This is a genomic window from Enterobacter sp. CFEC122, assembly GCF_052983755.1.
The window spans coordinates 138,004-153,325 of the sequence record NZ_JBRIQR010000008.1 but is presented as its reverse complement, the minus strand read 5'-3'; the positions used below and the strand labels follow the sequence as shown (position 1 = coordinate 153,325).

Sequence of the window (15,322 nt, the reverse complement as noted above, 5' to 3'; positions counted from 1 at the left end):
TTTTAGGCATAAAAAAAGACCTCAGTTGAGGTCTATTTACATACTGTTGGTGCGAAGGCCGAACTCGAATCGGCTCTTCATTAACTAACTCTGGCAACGTTTCCATCCAATCGCAATCCATCCAAATAGTCCCCATACCACTGCATCATCTCTTTCCTCCCTTCAAGATACTGCGCATGGTTATAGGTCCCGCGAATCGCGTTCTTGTCCACATGCGCGAGCTGGGTCTCAATCCAAGCAGTGTTGAATCCTTCCTCATGCAAGATTGTGCTCATGGTGTGACGAAAACCATGTCCGGTTGCTCTCTTATCGTAACCAATCCTTTTAATAACCATATTGATGCTGGCTTCGCTCATTGGTTTATTAACATCGTTTCGACCTGCAAAGATAAACTGGTAAGTACCGGTCAATTGCTTTAGTTGCCGAAGTGCTGCTAAGGATTGAGCAGAAAGGGGCACTATGTGGGGTCGCCTCATCTTCATTCTACTTTTCGGTATTTCCCAGATATGGTTTTCGAAGTCGATTTCACTCCATTCTGCCATACGTAATTCGACGGTTCGTAAGCCCGTAAGCATGAGTAGTCGGGTCGCCAGAAGCGTTACTAGACTGCCGGTGTATTGTGAAAGCTTTTGTAAAAACTCGGGTAGCTCAGCAGCAGTAAGAAAGGGATAATGTTGTTTCTCGTACCCCTGTAAAGCACTACCAAGATCAGCCGCAGGGTTGTACTCGGCTCGGCCAGTAACAATAGCGTAACGGAACACTTCGCTACAACGTTGGCGCACTTTACTGGCAAGCTCCGGCGCACCTCGCTTTTCCATACGCTGCAATACAGACAGAAGCTCCAGTGGCTTTATCTCATTAACCGGCTGCGATCCAACAAAGGGAAATACATTGTTTTTGAAGGCCCGGTTAACATAGTCAGCGTAGTTTTTTGACCAGCCAGAAACTTTTGCGTTGTACCACTCAACCGCTATCGCTTCAAAAGTATTCGTAACCGATAGTTTTTGGGCAAGTAGTTCGGCTTTTTTAACTTCACCGGGATCTTTATCATTTGCCAATGTTTTTCTCGCTTCATCGCGCTTAGTGCGGGCTTCCGCAAGTGAGATGTCAGGATAGGTTCCGAACGAGAGTTTTTTCTCTTTACCGGCAAATCGATACTTCATTCGCCAGTACTTTGAACCGTTAGTATTGACCATGAGATAGAGCCCTCCGCCATCAGCGAGTTTATAGGCTTTATCTCTGGGCTTTGCAGTCTCGACCTGACGAGCATTCAGTGGCATTTGGGGGCCTCATTTTCCGTTGAACAGGATAAGCCCCCACTTAGGCCCCCAAACGTTTATTGATTCACGTAGATATGGGTAGACTTCAGTTGACGTCGCATAGCCTGAGAAGAGGAGTTATGGCTGATTATAAAAGGTTTTTATTGAATTCGGTAGACATCAGGAGAGTTATATCTGGTGTCCCCTGCAGGAATCGAACCTGCAACTAGCCCTTAGGAGGGGCTCGTTATATCCATTTAACTAAGGGGACGAGGCGGCACGAGTATAGCGTCATTTACACTTTGCGTTAAGCGCATCGCCGCCTGACTGCTCAAAGAGTCACCATTCAGGACGATTTTTTTGTCGATTTATCATCATTTTCCCGCGCTTTAAGCTCCGCTTTGCGTTTGTTCGACATGTCGTTACGGATTTGGGCATGGCTTAACAGCGCGAAGATAAACGTTCCGCCGCAGATGTTTCCTGCTAGTGTCGGTAAGGCGAACGGCCAGAAAAAGTCGCTCCAGTGAAGCGTACCGTTAAAGACCAGATACAGTATTTCTACGGTACCGACCACAATATGCGTGGTGTCAGCCAGCGCAATCAGCCAGGTCATCAATATAATCACCACAATTTTGGCGCTCCCTGCTGAAGGAAACATCCAGACCATCGTGGCGATAATCCACCCGGAGATGATGGCATTAGAGAACATTTCGATCGGGGTGTTTTTCATCACATCCATGCCGATTTTTACAAATGCGTCCCGGGTGGGTTCATCAAAGATCGGCATGTACTCAAACGCCCAGGCCGCGATGCCCGTGCCGATGATATTACCCAGCAGGACGACGCTCCACAGACGCATCAATAAACCGAAATTGCCGAGGGTAGGGTTTTGCATCACCGGCAGAACGGCGGTCACCGTGTTTTCGGTAAACAGCTGCTGGCGGGCCATGATGACAATCACAAAGCCGAAGGTATAGCCGAGATTCTCGAGTAAAAAACCGCCCGGCACACCTTCCAGCTGAACATGAAATATCCCTTTGGCGAGCAGAGAGGCGCCCATTGAGAGCCCTGCGGCGATAGCTGACCAGAAGAGGGCCATGGCATCGCGCTCCATCTCTTTTTCACCGTCCTGGCGGATATGCTCATGGATGGCCATCGCGCGGGAAGGGAGGCGATCTTCATCAATTTCTATTTTCTCGCCACGCGCTTTCTCCTCGCTTTCAATTTCAAGTTCCTCATCGCTCTCGCCAATTTTTTCTTCGCCCATTTCTTTCATATCTGCTCCCGGAGGTTGATCTTTCTGTTAAGCGTAGCGGCTTTTATCGGGATGCCTGTGGGGATGCTCTTAAATTGGCGGCAATGACAACAAAGGTGATACATCTCTTTCAAAGACATTATAAAATTGCCAGCGAAACGAATTCCAAAAGCCAGGCTATGCTGAGATCAGAGTCACGGTGATTACTGCCCGTAATTGTGCTCATAGACATCGGTAAACGTGCTGTTACAATCGCTTGCACGTTTACAGACGGAGCATCAACGGCTCCGTTACGGATGGCAATCAACGATAGCCATACTGAACAGGGAGATATTTATGAAACTTCGGCTGTCGGCGCTTGCGCTTGGCGCGACGATGCTTGTGGGCTGCGCCAGCTCCGGGGAGCAAACGGGACGCTCCGATCCTCTCGAAGGATTTAACCGCTCCATGTATAACTTCAACTACAACGTGCTGGACCCGTATGTGGTTCGCCCGGTGGCAGTGGCATGGCGCGATTATGTTCCCCAGCCCGCGCGTAACGGGTTAAGTAACTTTACCAGCAACCTCGAAGAGCCTGCGGTAATGGTGAACTACTTCCTGCAGGGCGACCCGTATCAGGGGATGGTGCACTTTACCCGCTTCTTCCTGAACTCCATTCTGGGGATGGGCGGCTTTATTGACGTGGCAGGCATGGCGAACCCGAAACTGCAGCGTGAGCAGCCGCACCGTTTCGGCAGCACAATGGGACATTATGGCGTCGGGTACGGTCCGTACATGCAATTACCGTTCTACGGCAGTTTCACCCTTCGTGATGACGGCGGCGATATGGTTGATACGCTGTATCCGGTTCTGTCGTGGCTGACCTGGCCGCTGTCGGTGGGTAAATGGACGGTGGAAGGGATTGAAACCCGTGCGCAACTGCTCGACTCTGATGGCTTACTGCGCCAGTCTTCTGACCCGTATATTATGGTGCGGGAAGCGTACTTCCAGAATCATGATTTTATTGCTAACGGCGGTAAGCTGAAACCGGAAGAGAATCCAAACGCGAAGGCGATCGAGAACGAACTAAAAGATATCGATTCGGAGTAAATAAAAAAGGTGAGCAATGCTCACCTTTTTCAATTCCTGCGCGATTAGAACGCGTAGTTGAAGTTCGTACCGAACAGCCAGGCTTTACCTTCAGAGGTAAACTCGTAAGGGCCTTCCTGGAACGTCACTTTCTGACCGTGCATATAAGATACGCCCGCATCGATAGATGCATTCTCGTTGAACGCATAAGTCGCGCCTGCACTTATCCAGAAGCGGTCCTGATCCGGAATGGAAATGGAACGCTTGTCTGCCGGAACCGGGCTGTCGTCAAATGCGATACCGGAGCGGAAAGTCCAGTTTTTATCGTAGTAGTAGGTGGTACCCAACGCAATACGATAAGCGTCGTGGAAGCTTTCATCCTTATAGAACAGCGTTTGACCATTGCTTCCGGTCGCTTTCAGCTCCTGGAACTGGCTCCAGCTGGTATAGGCCAGGCTGTAGTGGATCGCCCATTGCGGTGCAACGCGGTTATAACCGGAGACTTCCCACATTTCTGGCAAATGCAGTGACAGCGAACCTAGAACGGTCTGGTTTGACGTTCCCCAAGGAATGGTGGTACCCGCACCAGGAACCACGTTGTTCACAGGCTTCAGGATGCCGCTCTTGTAATCGCCGTCGAAGTCAATTTTCACTTCGGAGCGATAGGTCAGGCCCCAACGGTTGTTTTTGTCCAGCTCGTACAGGATACCGGCGTTCCAGCCATAGCCCCACTCATCACCTTCAAGGCTGGCAATTTTGTTGCTGTTTTTTGGCAGGCGAGCAGTTTGCTCCCCGGAGTAACGTTCAATTTTGGCATCGGCGTAGACGGCATCAAAGCCCAGACCAAAGCTCCAGTTGTCGTTCAGGCGATAAGCACCACTCAGGTTCAGGTTCAGCGTAGTAAGGTCTGTTTTACCGCCGTATTCACCAGCCGGGTAGTTGCTATTGAACTCGGTAACAAGCCCGTAGTTAGAGGTTACGGATGCTCCCCAGCCAAACTGTTCATTGATAGGCGCAACGAAGTGCAGGTTAGGGACCCATGCTGTTGGGGCAATATTGTCCGCTTTAAGGCTCGCACCCGTGTAAGGCGACTTGCCAGAAATGTTGACATCAGGATCGATATAAACCGCACCGGCAGAGAAGGTCGGACGATCAAACATCATGATCAATGCGGGGTTACGACTTGCGTTACCCGCATCATCAGCAATAGCGCCTTCCCCTGAATACGCGCGGCCAAGGCCAGAGGAAGAAAATTCGTTTAACTGAAAGCCCGCTGACCATGCGGAAGTGGAGACGAGTGCCACTGCGACTGCCAGCGCAGTCTTGTTGAACAGGGTTTTCTGGCTCATGACCATAACCTCATTGAGTTATTTTTATTCAATAATTGTTACATACCGTAACAGGAGCGCGAAGTGTAGGGTCTGAGGTATGACAGACAAATCAGACCAGTGGCCAGAGTATAGGTCCGACCAGCCTGAATGTTGCAAGTTTGTTTATTAATATTTTCAAACATGTTTCGTGAAACGAGATCTGGTTGGCAAAATTGTGACCATCGCGACTCACCCAAAAGGGTGGTTTTTGTTTTAGATCATTTTTTAGTGTGATATTGGTCACTTATCCGATTTTGCGCCATTAACGGCTGGAGAGAGCCCGCGCCGGGGCGTAAAATATCAGCATCGTGTTTATCTCGCGCGCTGCGCGAATACAGAGGAAATTGAGCTATGAGTAAATGCAGTGCTGATGAAACCCCGGTTTGCTGCTGTATGGATGTTGGCACCATCATGGACAACTCCGATTGCACCGCGTCTTACAGCCGTGTGTTCACCAACCGCGCCGAAGCGGAAGAGACCCTGGCCGCGCTGAGCAAGCGTGCGCGTGATGTTGAATCCGAGCCGTGTGAAATCAAGTCGACCTTTACCGAAGTGGAAGGCGGCGTGAAGCTGGATATCGACTTTGTTTTTGCCTGTGAAGCTGAAACGCTGATTTTCCAGCTGGGTCTGCGTTAATTTCTGCGGCCTGATGCCCTCACCCCGATCCTCTCCCACGGGAGAGGGCGCAAGCATTAAAAACGGTAACCTACGGGTTACCGTTTTGCTTTTACCTTGCGTACCCGGCAACATACCGCACAAATGCCCCTGCCATACAGGGGCATTTTCTTTTTCTTCTCTGTGTTTTAGCTCGCACTTTTTTGTTTCCCCGATTGGCTGAATGTAAAAAAATGGTTAAGACTATTATCAGGTCAGACCACTTAGTTTCTGCGAATATTTTTTTACAGGGGAGTGTTATGAGTCAGGCATTACCGCTTATTACCCGTCAGGGCGATCGCATTGCCATAGTCAGTGGATTGCGCACGCCATTTGCGCGTCAGGCAACGGCGTTTCATGGCATACCGGCCGTCGACCTGGGGAAAATGGTAGTGGGGGAGATGCTGGCTCGCAGCGAAATTCCGCCGGAGGTCATCGAACAGCTGGTCTTCGGCCAGGTCGTGCAGATGCCTGAAGCCCCCAACATTGCGCGGGAAATCGTCCTCGGTACCGGGATGAATGTTCATACCGACGCCTACAGCGTCAGCCGCGCCTGCGCAACCAGTTTCCAGGCCGTGGCTAACGTCGCCGAAAGCCTGATGGCGGGCACCATTCGCGCCGGGATAGCGGGGGGAGCGGACTCCTCTTCGGTACTGCCGATTGGGGTCAGTAAAAAGCTGGCGCGTATCCTGGTCGATGCCAACAAAGCCCGCACGACGGGTCAGAAGCTCAAACTCTTCTCGCGTTTACGTCTGCGCGATCTGATGCCTGTTCCCCCTGCCGTCGCGGAATATTCCACCGGCCTGCGCATGGGCGACACCGCCGAGCAGATGGCCAAAACCTACGGCATTACGCGTGAACAGCAGGATGCGCTGGCGCATCGTTCACATCAGCTTGCGGCAAAAGCCTGGTCGGAAGGCAAGCTGACCGATGAGGTCATGACCGCCTATATTCCTCCCTATCGCGAACCGCTTGCGGAAGATAACAATATTCGTGGCACGTCAACGCTTGCGGATTACGCCAAACTGCGCCCGGCGTTTGACCGCAAGCACGGCACCGTGACGGCGGCGAACAGTACGCCGCTGACGGACGGGGCTGCCGCCGTGATCCTGATGACCGAATCCCGTGCGAAAGAGCTGGGCATTACTCCCCTGGGCTATTTACGCAGCTACGCCTTCACCGCCATTGACGTCTGGCAGGACATGCTGTTAGGTCCGGCATGGTCCACGCCGCTGGCGCTGGATCGCGCGGGGCTGACGCTGGCTGATTTAACCCTGATTGATATGCACGAAGCGTTTGCCGCGCAAACCCTGGCAAACGTCCAGCTGCTGGCAAGCGAGCGTTTCGCACGTGATGTGCTGGGCCGCGCGCATGCCACGGGTGAAGTGGATCAGAGTAAATTCAACGTGCTGGGTGGCTCTATCGCCTACGGTCATCCGTTTGCCGCTACAGGGGCGAGGATGATCACGCAAACATTACATGAACTCCGTCGCCGTGGCGGTGGGTTTGGCCTTGTTACCGCCTGTGCGGCGGGCGGCCTTGGCGCAGCAATGGTTCTGGAGGCTGAATAATGGATATGCCATCTGCATTTAATCTGACGGTTCGCCTCGATAACGTGGCCGTTATCACTATTGATGTGCCTGATGAAAAGATGAATACCCTGAAGGCCGAATTTGGCGTTCAGGTGCGCGCGATGCTAAAGCAGATCCGCGAGAACAAAGCCATTCGCGGCCTGGTGTTTATCTCTGCCAAACCCGACAACTTTATCGCCGGGGCGGATATCAACATGATTGCCCGGGCGCAAAGCGCGCTGGAAGCCGAAGAGCTGGCGCGTCAGGGCCAGCAGGTGATGTCGGAGATCAACAGTCTCCCAATCCCGGTCATCGCAGCGATCCACGGTGCGTGTCTGGGCGGTGGGCTGGAGCTGGCGCTGGCCTGCCACAGCCGCATCTGTACTGACGATGCGAAAACCATTCTGGGCCTGCCGGAAGTGCAGCTGGGCCTGTTGCCAGGTTCTGGCGGAACGCAGCGTCTGCCGCGGCTGGTGGGCGTCAGCACGGCGCTGGAGATGATCTTAACCGGTAAACAGCTGCGTGCCCGTCAGGCGCTGAAAGCCGGTCTGGTCGATGACGTCGTGCCGCAGTCCATTTTGCTGGAGGCCGCCGTTGAGCTTGCGCTGAAAGGGCGTCAGGCAAAACGTCCTCTGCCGGTTCGCGAGCGCGTGCTGGCCGGTCCGCTGGGGAGAACGCTCCTGTTCAATATGGTGGGCAAAAAGACCGAACAAAAAACCAAAGGCAATTACCCGGCGGCAAAGCGGATCCTCGACGTGATCGAAACCGGGCTGTCGCAGGGCAGCAGCAGCGGCTATGCCGCGGAGGCCAAAGCCTTTGGTGAACTGGCGATGACGCCGCAGTCACAGGCATTGCGCAGCATCTTCTTCGCCAGCACTGACGTCAAAAAAGATCCCGGCAGCAAGGCGGAGCCTGCGCCTCTGCGTGCCATTGGCGTACTGGGTGGGGGGCTCATGGGCGGCGGTATCGCTTTTGTTACCGCCAGCAAAGGCAAATTGCCGGTACGCATCAAAGACATTAACCCTAAGGGAATCAACCACGCGCTGCAGTACAGCTGGCAGAACCTTGATCAAAAGGTCAAACGCCGCCATATCAAGGCAAGCGAGCGTGATAAAACCCTGGCGACGATCTCCGGTACGACGGATTACAGCGGTTTTGCGCACCGCGATCTGGTGATTGAAGCCGTGTTTGAGGATCTGGCGCTTAAGCAGCAGATGGTGGCAGACGTTGAGCAGCATTGCGCCCCGCATACCATTTTTGCCTCTAACACGTCGTCATTACCGATTGGCGATATCGCGGCGAAAGCCGCGCGTCCGGAGCAGGTGATCGGACTGCACTTCTTTAGCCCGGTAGAAAAAATGCCGCTGGTGGAAGTTATTCCACACGAGACTACCAGTCCGCAAACCATCGCCACGGTAGTCAAACTTGCGAAGAAGCAGGGTAAAACGCCGATCGTGGTCGCAGATAAAGCCGGCTTCTACGTCAACCGTATTCTGGCGCCCTATATTAATGAAGCCATGCGGCTGCTGACGGAAGGCGAGAAGATCGAGCATATCGACGAGGCGCTGGTAAAGTTTGGTTTCCCCGTTGGCCCAATCCAACTTTTGGATGAGGTGGGAATAGACACCGGCACTAAAATTATACCTGTGCTGGAGGCAGCTTATGGCGATCGTTTTAGCCCGCCTGCAAACATTGTTTCTGCAATTTTGAAGGACGATCGCAAAGGCAGAAAAAATGAACGCGGTTTCTATCTTTACGGCGCGAAAGGGCGTAAAAGCAAGAAACAGGTCGACCCTTCGGTTTATGGGCTTATTTCGACCACCGGTCAGGGAAAACTGTCTGCCGTTCAGTGCGCTGAACGTTGCGTGATGATGATGCTCAATGAAGCGGCGCGCTGCTTTGGTGAGCAGGTGATCAAGAGCGCACGCGATGGCGACATCGGCGCGGTATTTGGTATTGGTTTTCCGCCGTTCCTTGGCGGCCCGTTCCGCTACATGGATACACTCGGCGCGGGTGAAGTGGTTGCCATTTTGCAACGTCTGGCCTCGCAATATGGCCCACGGTTTACACCGTGTGACGAATTATTGCAGATGGCGGAACGGGGCCAGACATTTTGGCCTGCACGGGAAACTGATTTCGTAAACTGAAGTCAAAGAAGGGTAAATCCTGAGGTGAATGAACCTGTTCTGGCGATTTTGTAAACAGAGATTGACTATACTTACGCCATTGAGGTAAAAAACAGCGTTTCATTCATCGAATGGATCAGGCACAATGCCCGGCCATCGGGTTTTCTACCTCTTAGCATTTATCGCGGGTAGTTAACGCCGTTGATTCTGGTTAACAAAAGCGGTGCAATATGCAAGTTTTCATCATGCGTCACGGCGACGCGGCACTCGATGCCGCCAGTGACTCAGTACGTCCTTTAACCGTCTGTGGCTGCGACGAATCCCGTCTGATGGCAACCTGGCTTAAAGGTCAAAAAGTGGACATTGAACGCGTTCTTGTGAGTCCGTTCCTGCGTGCAGAACAGACGCTGGATGTGGTAGGGGAGTGTATGAACCTGCCGTCCAGTGTGGATGTTCTCCCCGAACTGACACCATGCGGTGATGTCGGCCTTGTCAGCGCTTATCTTCAGGCGCTGTGCAATGAAGGTGTCGCTTCCGCACTGGTCATTTCCCACCTGCCGCTGGTCGGCTATCTGGTATCTGAGCTGTGCCCGGGCGAAACGCCGCCTATGTTCACCACTTCCGCGATTGCCAACGTCACCCTCGACGAAACCGGCAAAGGGGTCTTCAACTGGCAAATGAGCCCGTGCAACCTGAAGATGGCAAAAGCGATCTGACGTGACGTGTGACAGGGCGGGGTGCTATATCTTTCCCGCCCTTCTGTCAGGGCAACTCTGGTGGCTGCCACTCCTCAACTTCAATCAACACCAGCAAGGCGGCATCTCCGCCGTACTCTTTCGGTGCCTGATGAAACGCCATTACGTGTGGGTGCTGAGCCAGCCACAGCGGCGTCTGTTGCTTGAGGATATGTTTCCCGTGGCCATGCATCACGCAGGCGCAAAAAACATGTTCGCGGCGACAGGCGGCAATCAACGCCCCCAGCTCCTGTTTCGCCTGAATTTGCGTTAAGCCGTGCAGATCCAGAAACAGCTCCGGCGAATAATCTCCCCGGCGTAACTTTTTCAGTTCGAAATGGCTTACGTCCTCGCGCACGTATTTCACCGCGCCCTGGGTATTAAGCAGCGGCTGAAACTCGTCTGAAAAGTAGTGGCTGTTATCGGCCTGCTCCTGCAGCAGCCGTTTGACCGGGACTTCGCTGATTTTTTTACGCAGCGGGCGATGAACAATCGTGTCCTGCGCGATTTTCCGCGTCCCGGTCATTAGCTGGCGGAAGAGCGCCTGATCCTCCTCGCTGAGCGATGTTTTCTTTTTCATTCGTCATTCTCATCTCGTATTTCCGATAGTGTACCCGACTAAACGCATTTTTTAACCTCAAGCGGTACGCGTCATTGCTGATTTATCGCCGTCTTCATGGCAAACTAGCCGCCGAAAATTATGCGAGCATGCCCTGGAGGAAAGAGTGGATAAAATATTTGTCGATGAAGCAGTAAACGAGCTGCATACCATACAGGACATGTTGCGCTGGTCGGTTAGCCGCTTCAGCGCCGCCAATATCTGGTACGGACACGGTACCGACAACCCGTGGGATGAAGCCGTGCAGCTGGTGCTGCCGTCCCTCTACCTGCCGCTGGATATTCCGGAAGACATGCGCACCGCGCGCCTGACCTCGAGCGAAAAACACCGCATCGTTGAGCGCGTGATCCGTCGCGTGAACGAGCGTATTCCGGTCGCCTATCTGACCAACAAAGCCTGGTTCTGCGGCCACGAGTTCTATGTCGATGAACGCGTGCTGGTGCCGCGCTCGCCGATTGGTGAGCTGATTAACAACCACTTTGAAGGCCTGATCGGCCATCAGCCGCAGCACATTCTGGATATGTGTACCGGGAGCGGCTGTATCGCCATTGCCTGCGCTTACGCCTTCCCGGAAGCGGAAGTCGATGCCGTCGATATATCCACCGATGCGCTGGCCGTGACCGAGCACAACATTGAAGAGCACGGCCTGATCCATCACGTCACGCCAATTCGCTCCGATCTGTTCCGCGATCTGCCGACGCTGCAGTACGATCTGATCGTCACCAATCCGCCGTACGTCGATGCGGAAGACATGTCCGATCTGCCGAACGAATACCGCCACGAGCCGGAGCTGGGTCTGGCGTCAGGCTCTGACGGCCTGAAGCTGACCCGCCGCATTCTGGCCTGCGCGCCGGATTATCTGACCGACGACGGCGTTCTGATTTGTGAAGTGGGCAACAGCATGGTACATCTGATAGAGCAGTATCCGGATGTGCCGTTCACCTGGCTTGAGTTCGACAACGGCGGTGACGGCGTCTTTATGCTGACCAAAGCGCAGCTGCTCGACGCGCGCGAACACTTCAGCATCTATAAAGATTAATCCAGCGGGCTTCGGCCCGTTTCACAACGCTCAAACACAAACAACAACATCGGAGCCGTGATGGCAGGAAACAGTATTGGACAGGTATTCCGCGTGACCACCTTTGGCGAGTCGCACGGGCTGGCGCTGGGCTGTATCGTTGATGGCGTACCGCCAGGCATCGAACTGACCGAAGCCGATTTGCAGCATGACCTCGACCGTCGTCGTCCGGGCACCTCTCGCTACACCACGCAGCGTCGCGAGCCGGACCAGGTCAAAATTCTCTCCGGCGTCTTTGAAGGCCGTACCACCGGCACCAGCATTGGCCTGCTGATTGAAAACACCGATCAGCGCTCCCAGGACTACGGCGCCATCAAGGACGTGTTCCGTCCAGGCCATGCCGACTACACCTACGAACAAAAGTACGGCTTCCGCGACTATCGCGGCGGCGGACGTTCCTCCGCGCGTGAAACCGCGATGCGCGTGGCGGCTGGCGCCATTGCTAAGAAATACCTGCAGCAGAAATTTGGCATCGTGATCCGCGGCTGTCTGACCCAGATGGGCGACATTCCGCTGGCGATCAAAGACTGGGATCAGGTCGAGCAAAACCCGTTCTTCTGTGCGGATGCCGACAAGCTGGACGCGCTGGACGAACTGATGCGCGGTCTGAAAAAAGAGGGCGACTCCATTGGGGCGAAAGTCACCGTCGTGGCCGACGGCGTCCCGCCAGGCTGGGGCGAGCCGGTATTTGACCGTCTCGATGCCGACATCGCGCACGCGCTGATGAGCATCAACGCGGTGAAGGGCGTTGAGATTGGCGACGGTTTTGACGTGGTATCCCTGCGCGGCAGCCAGAATCGCGACGAAATCACGAAAGCGGGCTTCCAGAGCAACCACGCGGGCGGCATTCTGGGCGGGATCAGCAGCGGGCAGCAGATTATTGCCAATATCGCGCTGAAACCAACTTCAAGCATTACCGTGCCGGGCCACACGATTAACCGCGATGGCGAAGAAGTTGAGATGATCACTAAAGGACGCCACGATCCGTGCGTGGGGATCCGCGCGGTACCGATCGCAGAAGCGATGCTGGCGATCGTGCTGATGGATCACTTCCTGCGCCAGCGCGCGCAGAATGCGGATGTGACGACCACCATTCCACGCTGGTAAACATGAAAAAAACCGCAATTGCTCTGCTGGCGCTGCTTGCCAGTGGAGCCAGTCTGGCCGCCACGCCGTGGCAAAAAATCACCCATCCGGTGGCGGGGAGCGCGCAGTCCATCGGCGCCTTTTCTAACGGCTGTATCGTGGGGGCTCAGGAACTTCCGCTGCAATCGGATACCTATCAGGTGATGCGTACCGACCAGCGTCGTTACTTCGGCCACCCGGATCTGGTGCTGTTCATCCAGCGGCTGGGAAACCAGGTGCATAATCTGGGGCTGGGCACGATGCTGATCGGCGATATGGGGATGCCTGCGGGCGGGCGTTTTAACGGTGGACACGCCAGTCACCAGACCGGACTGGATGTCGATATCTTCCTGCAGCTGCCTAAAGCGCGCTGGAGTTCAGCCCAGTTGCTGAAACCGCAGGCGCTGGATCTGGTGTCGAGCGACGGTAAGCGCGTTGTGCCTTCACTGTGGACGCCGGATATCTTCAGCCTGATTAAGCTGGCGGCAAAAGATAACGACGTCACGCGGATCTTCGTCAACCCGGCTATCAAGCAACAGCTCTGCCTCGATGAGGGAACCGATCGCGACTGGTTGCGCAAAGTGCGCCCGTGGTTCCAGCATCGTGCGCACATGCACGTTCGTCTGCGCTGCCCGGCGAACAGCCTGGAATGCGAAGATCAGCCGCTACCGCCGCCAGGCGATGGCTGTGGTGCGGAACTGCAAAGCTGGTTTGAACCGGCAAAACCTGGAACCTCTAAGCCTGAGAAGAAGACACCGCCTCCGTTGCCGCCTTCCTGCCAGGCGCTACTGGATGAGCATGTACTTTAATGGATAATTTCGTCGATCTGTTTATGGTGTCACCGCTGCTGCTGGTGGTGCTGTTCTTTGTGGCTATGCTGGCCGGTTTTATTGATGCCCTTGCGGGCGGCGGCGGGCTATTAACCGTACCCGCGCTGCTGGCGGCGGGCATGAGCCCGGCGCAGGCGCTTGCCACCAACAAGCTGCAGGCCTGCGGCGGCTCGCTCTCAGCGTCGCTCTATTTTATCCGCCGTAAGGTGGTGAGCCTGGCCGACCAGAAGCTCAATATCCTGATGACCTTTATCGGTTCCACGTCGGGCGCGCTGCTGGTTCAGCACGTGCAGTCGGATATTTTGCGCCAGATCCTGCCGGTTCTGGTCATCTGCATCGGGCTTTATTTCCTGCTGATGCCGAAGCTCGGCGAGGAAGACCGTCAGCGTCGTCTGCACGGCCTGCCGTTTGCGCTGATTGCCGGGGGCTGCGTCGGCTTTTACGACGGTTTCTTCGGCCCGGGGGCAGGCTCGTTTTACGCGCTGGCGTTTGTGACGCTGGCCGGATTTAACCTCGCCAAGTCGACCGCCCATGCCAAAGTGCTCAACGCGACCTCGAACCTCGGCGGCCTGCTGCTGTTTATCATTGGCGGCAAGGTTATCTGGGCAACCGGGTTTGTGATGATGGCAGGGCAGTTCCTGGGCGCGCGCGCAGGCTCGCGTCTTGTATTAAGCAAAGGGCAAAAGCTGATCCGTCCGATGATCGTTATCGTCTCGGCGGTGATGAGCGCCAAACTTCTTTATGACAGCCATGGACAGGAGATCCTCACCTGGTTGGGGATGCACTAATGAACAGTACGCATAAATATGAACAGCTTATTGAGATCTTTGACGGCTGTTTTGCTGACGATTTTAATACCCGTCTGATTAAAGGCGACGACGAACCGATCTATCTTCCTGCTGATGACGAGGTTCCGTATAACCGCATCGTCTTTGCCCACGGCTTTTACGCCAGCGGTTTGCACGAAATTTCGCACTGGTGCATCGCCGGAAAAGCGCGTCGCGAGCTGGTGGACTTCGGTTACTGGTATTGCCCGGACGGGCGAGACGCCGCGACGCAGGGGCAGTTTGAGGATGTGGAAGTGAAGCCGCAGGCGCTGGAATGGCTGTTCTGCGTGGCGGCGGGTTTCCCGTTCAACGTCAGCTGCGACAACCTCGAAGGCGACTTCGAGCCAGACCGTATTGTCTTCCAGCGCCGCGTGCATGCGCAGGTGATGGAATACCTTGAGAAAGGCATCCCGGCACGTCCGGCGCGCCTGATCGAGGCCTTACAGAATTATTACCACACGCCGGCGATTGCGGCGGAAAGCTTCCCTTGGCCGGAAGATCTTTAACAGAGGAAAGAAGATGATCGCAGAATTTGAATCACGCATTCTGGCGTTAATTGATGACATGGTGGAACACGCCAGCGATGATGAGCTGTTCGCCAGCGGTTATCTGCGTGGTCACCTGACGCTCGCGGTAGCCGAGCTGGAAGCAGGTGACGATCACTCTGCCGACGCTGTTCATGAGGAAGTGACCCGCAGTCTGGAGAAAGCCATTCAGGCCGGGGAGCTCTCTCCGCGCGACCAGTCACTGGTGCTGGGCATGTGGGACAACCTGTTCCAGCAGGCTAAACGCTAAGTCATTGTTTT

The 15,322-nt window shown here is 54.6% G+C and carries 15 protein-coding genes and 1 tRNA gene; 11 read left to right on the top strand and 5 right to left on the bottom strand.

The annotated features are described in order from the left end of the window. Nucleotides 1-80: 80 nt before the first annotated feature. The 3 genes from ACVCAM_RS08110 to ACVCAM_RS08100 all read right to left on the bottom strand — a co-directional run bounded on the left by ACVCAM_RS08110 (nt 81) and on the right by ACVCAM_RS08100 (nt 2,535). Entirely contained in the window at nt 81-1,280 is a 1,200-nt protein-coding gene (locus ACVCAM_RS08110; protein ID WP_007851503.1) for a tyrosine-type recombinase/integrase, read from the bottom strand. A 175-nt stretch (nt 1,281-1,455) separates the two neighbouring features. After that, nucleotides 1,456-1,530, bottom strand: a tRNA-Arg gene (locus ACVCAM_RS08105). 75 nt (nt 1,531-1,605) lie between these two features. Beyond that, nucleotides 1,606-2,535 (bottom strand): formate/nitrite transporter family protein, encoded by a 930-nt coding sequence (locus tag ACVCAM_RS08100; RefSeq protein ID WP_039266798.1) that lies wholly within the window; start codon nt 2,533-2,535, stop codon nt 1,606-1,608. 315 nt (nt 2,536-2,850) lie between these two features. Between ACVCAM_RS08100 and mlaA the strand changes: the two genes are divergently transcribed. Next, nucleotides 2,851-3,603, top strand: coding sequence for a phospholipid-binding lipoprotein MlaA (gene mlaA / locus ACVCAM_RS08095; protein ID WP_008502619.1), 753 nt, complete (start codon nt 2,851-2,853; stop codon nt 3,601-3,603). Between the two features lie 44 nt (nt 3,604-3,647). On the opposite strand, the gene fadL is transcribed toward mlaA, so the two are convergent. Then, complete coding sequence (fadL, locus tag ACVCAM_RS08090) at nt 3,648-4,931, bottom strand: long-chain fatty acid transporter FadL (RefSeq protein WP_407223536.1); 1,284 nt, start codon at nt 4,929-4,931, stop codon at nt 3,648-3,650. Between the two features lie 372 nt (nt 4,932-5,303). Between fadL and ACVCAM_RS08085 the strand changes: the two genes are divergently transcribed. The 4 genes from ACVCAM_RS08085 to sixA all read left to right on the top strand — a co-directional run bounded on the left by ACVCAM_RS08085 (nt 5,304) and on the right by sixA (nt 10,019). Next, nucleotides 5,304-5,588: a YfcZ/YiiS family protein gene (locus ACVCAM_RS08085; RefSeq protein ID WP_008502617.1), complete on the top strand. Its 285-nt coding sequence runs from the start codon at nt 5,304-5,306 to the stop codon at nt 5,586-5,588. A 278-nt stretch (nt 5,589-5,866) separates the two neighbouring features. Next, nucleotides 5,867-7,177: an acetyl-CoA C-acyltransferase FadI gene (gene fadI, locus ACVCAM_RS08080; protein WP_021241580.1), complete on the top strand. Its 1,311-nt coding sequence runs from the start codon at nt 5,867-5,869 to the stop codon at nt 7,175-7,177. After that, nucleotides 7,177-9,324: a fatty acid oxidation complex subunit alpha FadJ gene (gene fadJ, locus ACVCAM_RS08075; protein ID WP_045334263.1), complete on the top strand. Its 2,148-nt coding sequence runs from the start codon at nt 7,177-7,179 to the stop codon at nt 9,322-9,324. Before fadI ends, fadJ begins: the two co-directional genes overlap by 1 nt. A 209-nt stretch (nt 9,325-9,533) precedes the next feature. Next, nucleotides 9,534-10,019 (top strand): phosphohistidine phosphatase SixA, encoded by a 486-nt coding sequence (gene sixA, locus ACVCAM_RS08070; protein WP_014884683.1) that lies wholly within the window; start codon nt 9,534-9,536, stop codon nt 10,017-10,019. Nucleotides 10,020-10,065: 46 nt separating this feature from the next. Here sixA and smrB read toward each other — a convergent pair whose 3' ends face one another. Next, complete coding sequence (gene smrB, locus ACVCAM_RS08065; RefSeq protein WP_407223535.1) at nt 10,066-10,617, bottom strand: endonuclease SmrB; 552 nt, start codon at nt 10,615-10,617, stop codon at nt 10,066-10,068. A gap of 145 nt (nt 10,618-10,762) precedes the next feature. On the opposite strand from smrB, the gene prmB reads away from it, so the two are divergent. The 6 genes from prmB to ACVCAM_RS08035 are packed head-to-tail and all read left to right on the top strand — an operon-like array spanning nt 10,763 to nt 15,311. Then, nucleotides 10,763-11,695 carry a 50S ribosomal protein L3 N(5)-glutamine methyltransferase gene (prmB, locus tag ACVCAM_RS08060; protein ID WP_008502612.1) on the top strand — a complete coding sequence of 311 codons (933 nt, stop codon included), beginning with the start codon at nt 10,763-10,765 and terminating at the stop codon, nt 11,693-11,695. Between the two features lie 60 nt (nt 11,696-11,755). Continuing rightward, nucleotides 11,756-12,841: a chorismate synthase gene (gene aroC / locus ACVCAM_RS08055; protein ID WP_023325780.1), complete on the top strand. Its 1,086-nt coding sequence runs from the start codon at nt 11,756-11,758 to the stop codon at nt 12,839-12,841. A gap of 2 nt (nt 12,842-12,843) precedes the next feature. Beyond that, entirely contained in the window at nt 12,844-13,668 is an 825-nt protein-coding gene (mepA, locus tag ACVCAM_RS08050; RefSeq protein WP_008502610.1) for a penicillin-insensitive murein endopeptidase, read from the top strand. Continuing rightward, entirely contained in the window at nt 13,668-14,477 is an 810-nt protein-coding gene (locus tag ACVCAM_RS08045) for a sulfite exporter TauE/SafE family protein (protein ID WP_045908744.1), read from the top strand. Before mepA ends, ACVCAM_RS08045 begins: the two co-directional genes overlap by 1 nt. Next, on the top strand, nt 14,477-15,022 hold the full coding sequence (locus ACVCAM_RS08040) for an elongation factor P hydroxylase (RefSeq protein ID WP_008502608.1): 546 nt from the start codon (nt 14,477-14,479) through the stop codon (nt 15,020-15,022). The genes ACVCAM_RS08045 and ACVCAM_RS08040 overlap by 1 nt, the downstream gene beginning before the upstream one ends. Nucleotides 15,023-15,035: 13 nt before the next feature. Beyond that, on the top strand, nt 15,036-15,311 hold the full coding sequence (locus ACVCAM_RS08035) for a YfcL family protein (protein ID WP_008502607.1): 276 nt from the start codon (nt 15,036-15,038) through the stop codon (nt 15,309-15,311). Nucleotides 15,312-15,322 lie beyond the last annotated feature (11 nt).

Bases quoted from the DNA above. Each gene is read 5' to 3' on its own strand.
- ACVCAM_RS08110 (WP_007851503.1), bottom strand. From the start codon at position 1,280: ATGCCACTGAATGCTCGTCAGGTCGAGACTGCAAAGCCCAGAGATAAA.
- ACVCAM_RS08100 (WP_039266798.1), bottom strand. From the start codon at position 2,535: ATGAAAGAAATGGGCGAAGAAAAAATTGGCGAGAGCGATGAGGAACTT.
- mlaA (WP_008502619.1), top strand. From the start codon at position 2,851: ATGAAACTTCGGCTGTCGGCGCTTGCGCTTGGCGCGACGATGCTTGTG.
- fadL (WP_407223536.1), bottom strand. From the start codon at position 4,931: ATGAGCCAGAAAACCCTGTTCAACAAGACTGCGCTGGCAGTCGCAGTG.
- ACVCAM_RS08085 (WP_008502617.1), top strand. From the start codon at position 5,304: ATGAGTAAATGCAGTGCTGATGAAACCCCGGTTTGCTGCTGTATGGAT.
- fadI (WP_021241580.1), top strand. From the start codon at position 5,867: ATGAGTCAGGCATTACCGCTTATTACCCGTCAGGGCGATCGCATTGCC.
- fadJ (WP_045334263.1), top strand. From the start codon at position 7,177: ATGGATATGCCATCTGCATTTAATCTGACGGTTCGCCTCGATAACGTG.
- sixA (WP_014884683.1), top strand. From the start codon at position 9,534: ATGCAAGTTTTCATCATGCGTCACGGCGACGCGGCACTCGATGCCGCC.
- smrB (WP_407223535.1), bottom strand. From the start codon at position 10,617: ATGAAAAAGAAAACATCGCTCAGCGAGGAGGATCAGGCGCTCTTCCGC.
- aroC (WP_023325780.1), top strand. From the start codon at position 11,756: ATGGCAGGAAACAGTATTGGACAGGTATTCCGCGTGACCACCTTTGGC.
- mepA (WP_008502610.1), top strand. From the start codon at position 12,844: ATGAAAAAAACCGCAATTGCTCTGCTGGCGCTGCTTGCCAGTGGAGCC.
- ACVCAM_RS08045 (WP_045908744.1), top strand. From the start codon at position 13,668: ATGGATAATTTCGTCGATCTGTTTATGGTGTCACCGCTGCTGCTGGTG.
- ACVCAM_RS08040 (WP_008502608.1), top strand. From the start codon at position 14,477: ATGAACAGTACGCATAAATATGAACAGCTTATTGAGATCTTTGACGGC.
- ACVCAM_RS08035 (WP_008502607.1), top strand. From the start codon at position 15,036: ATGATCGCAGAATTTGAATCACGCATTCTGGCGTTAATTGATGACATG.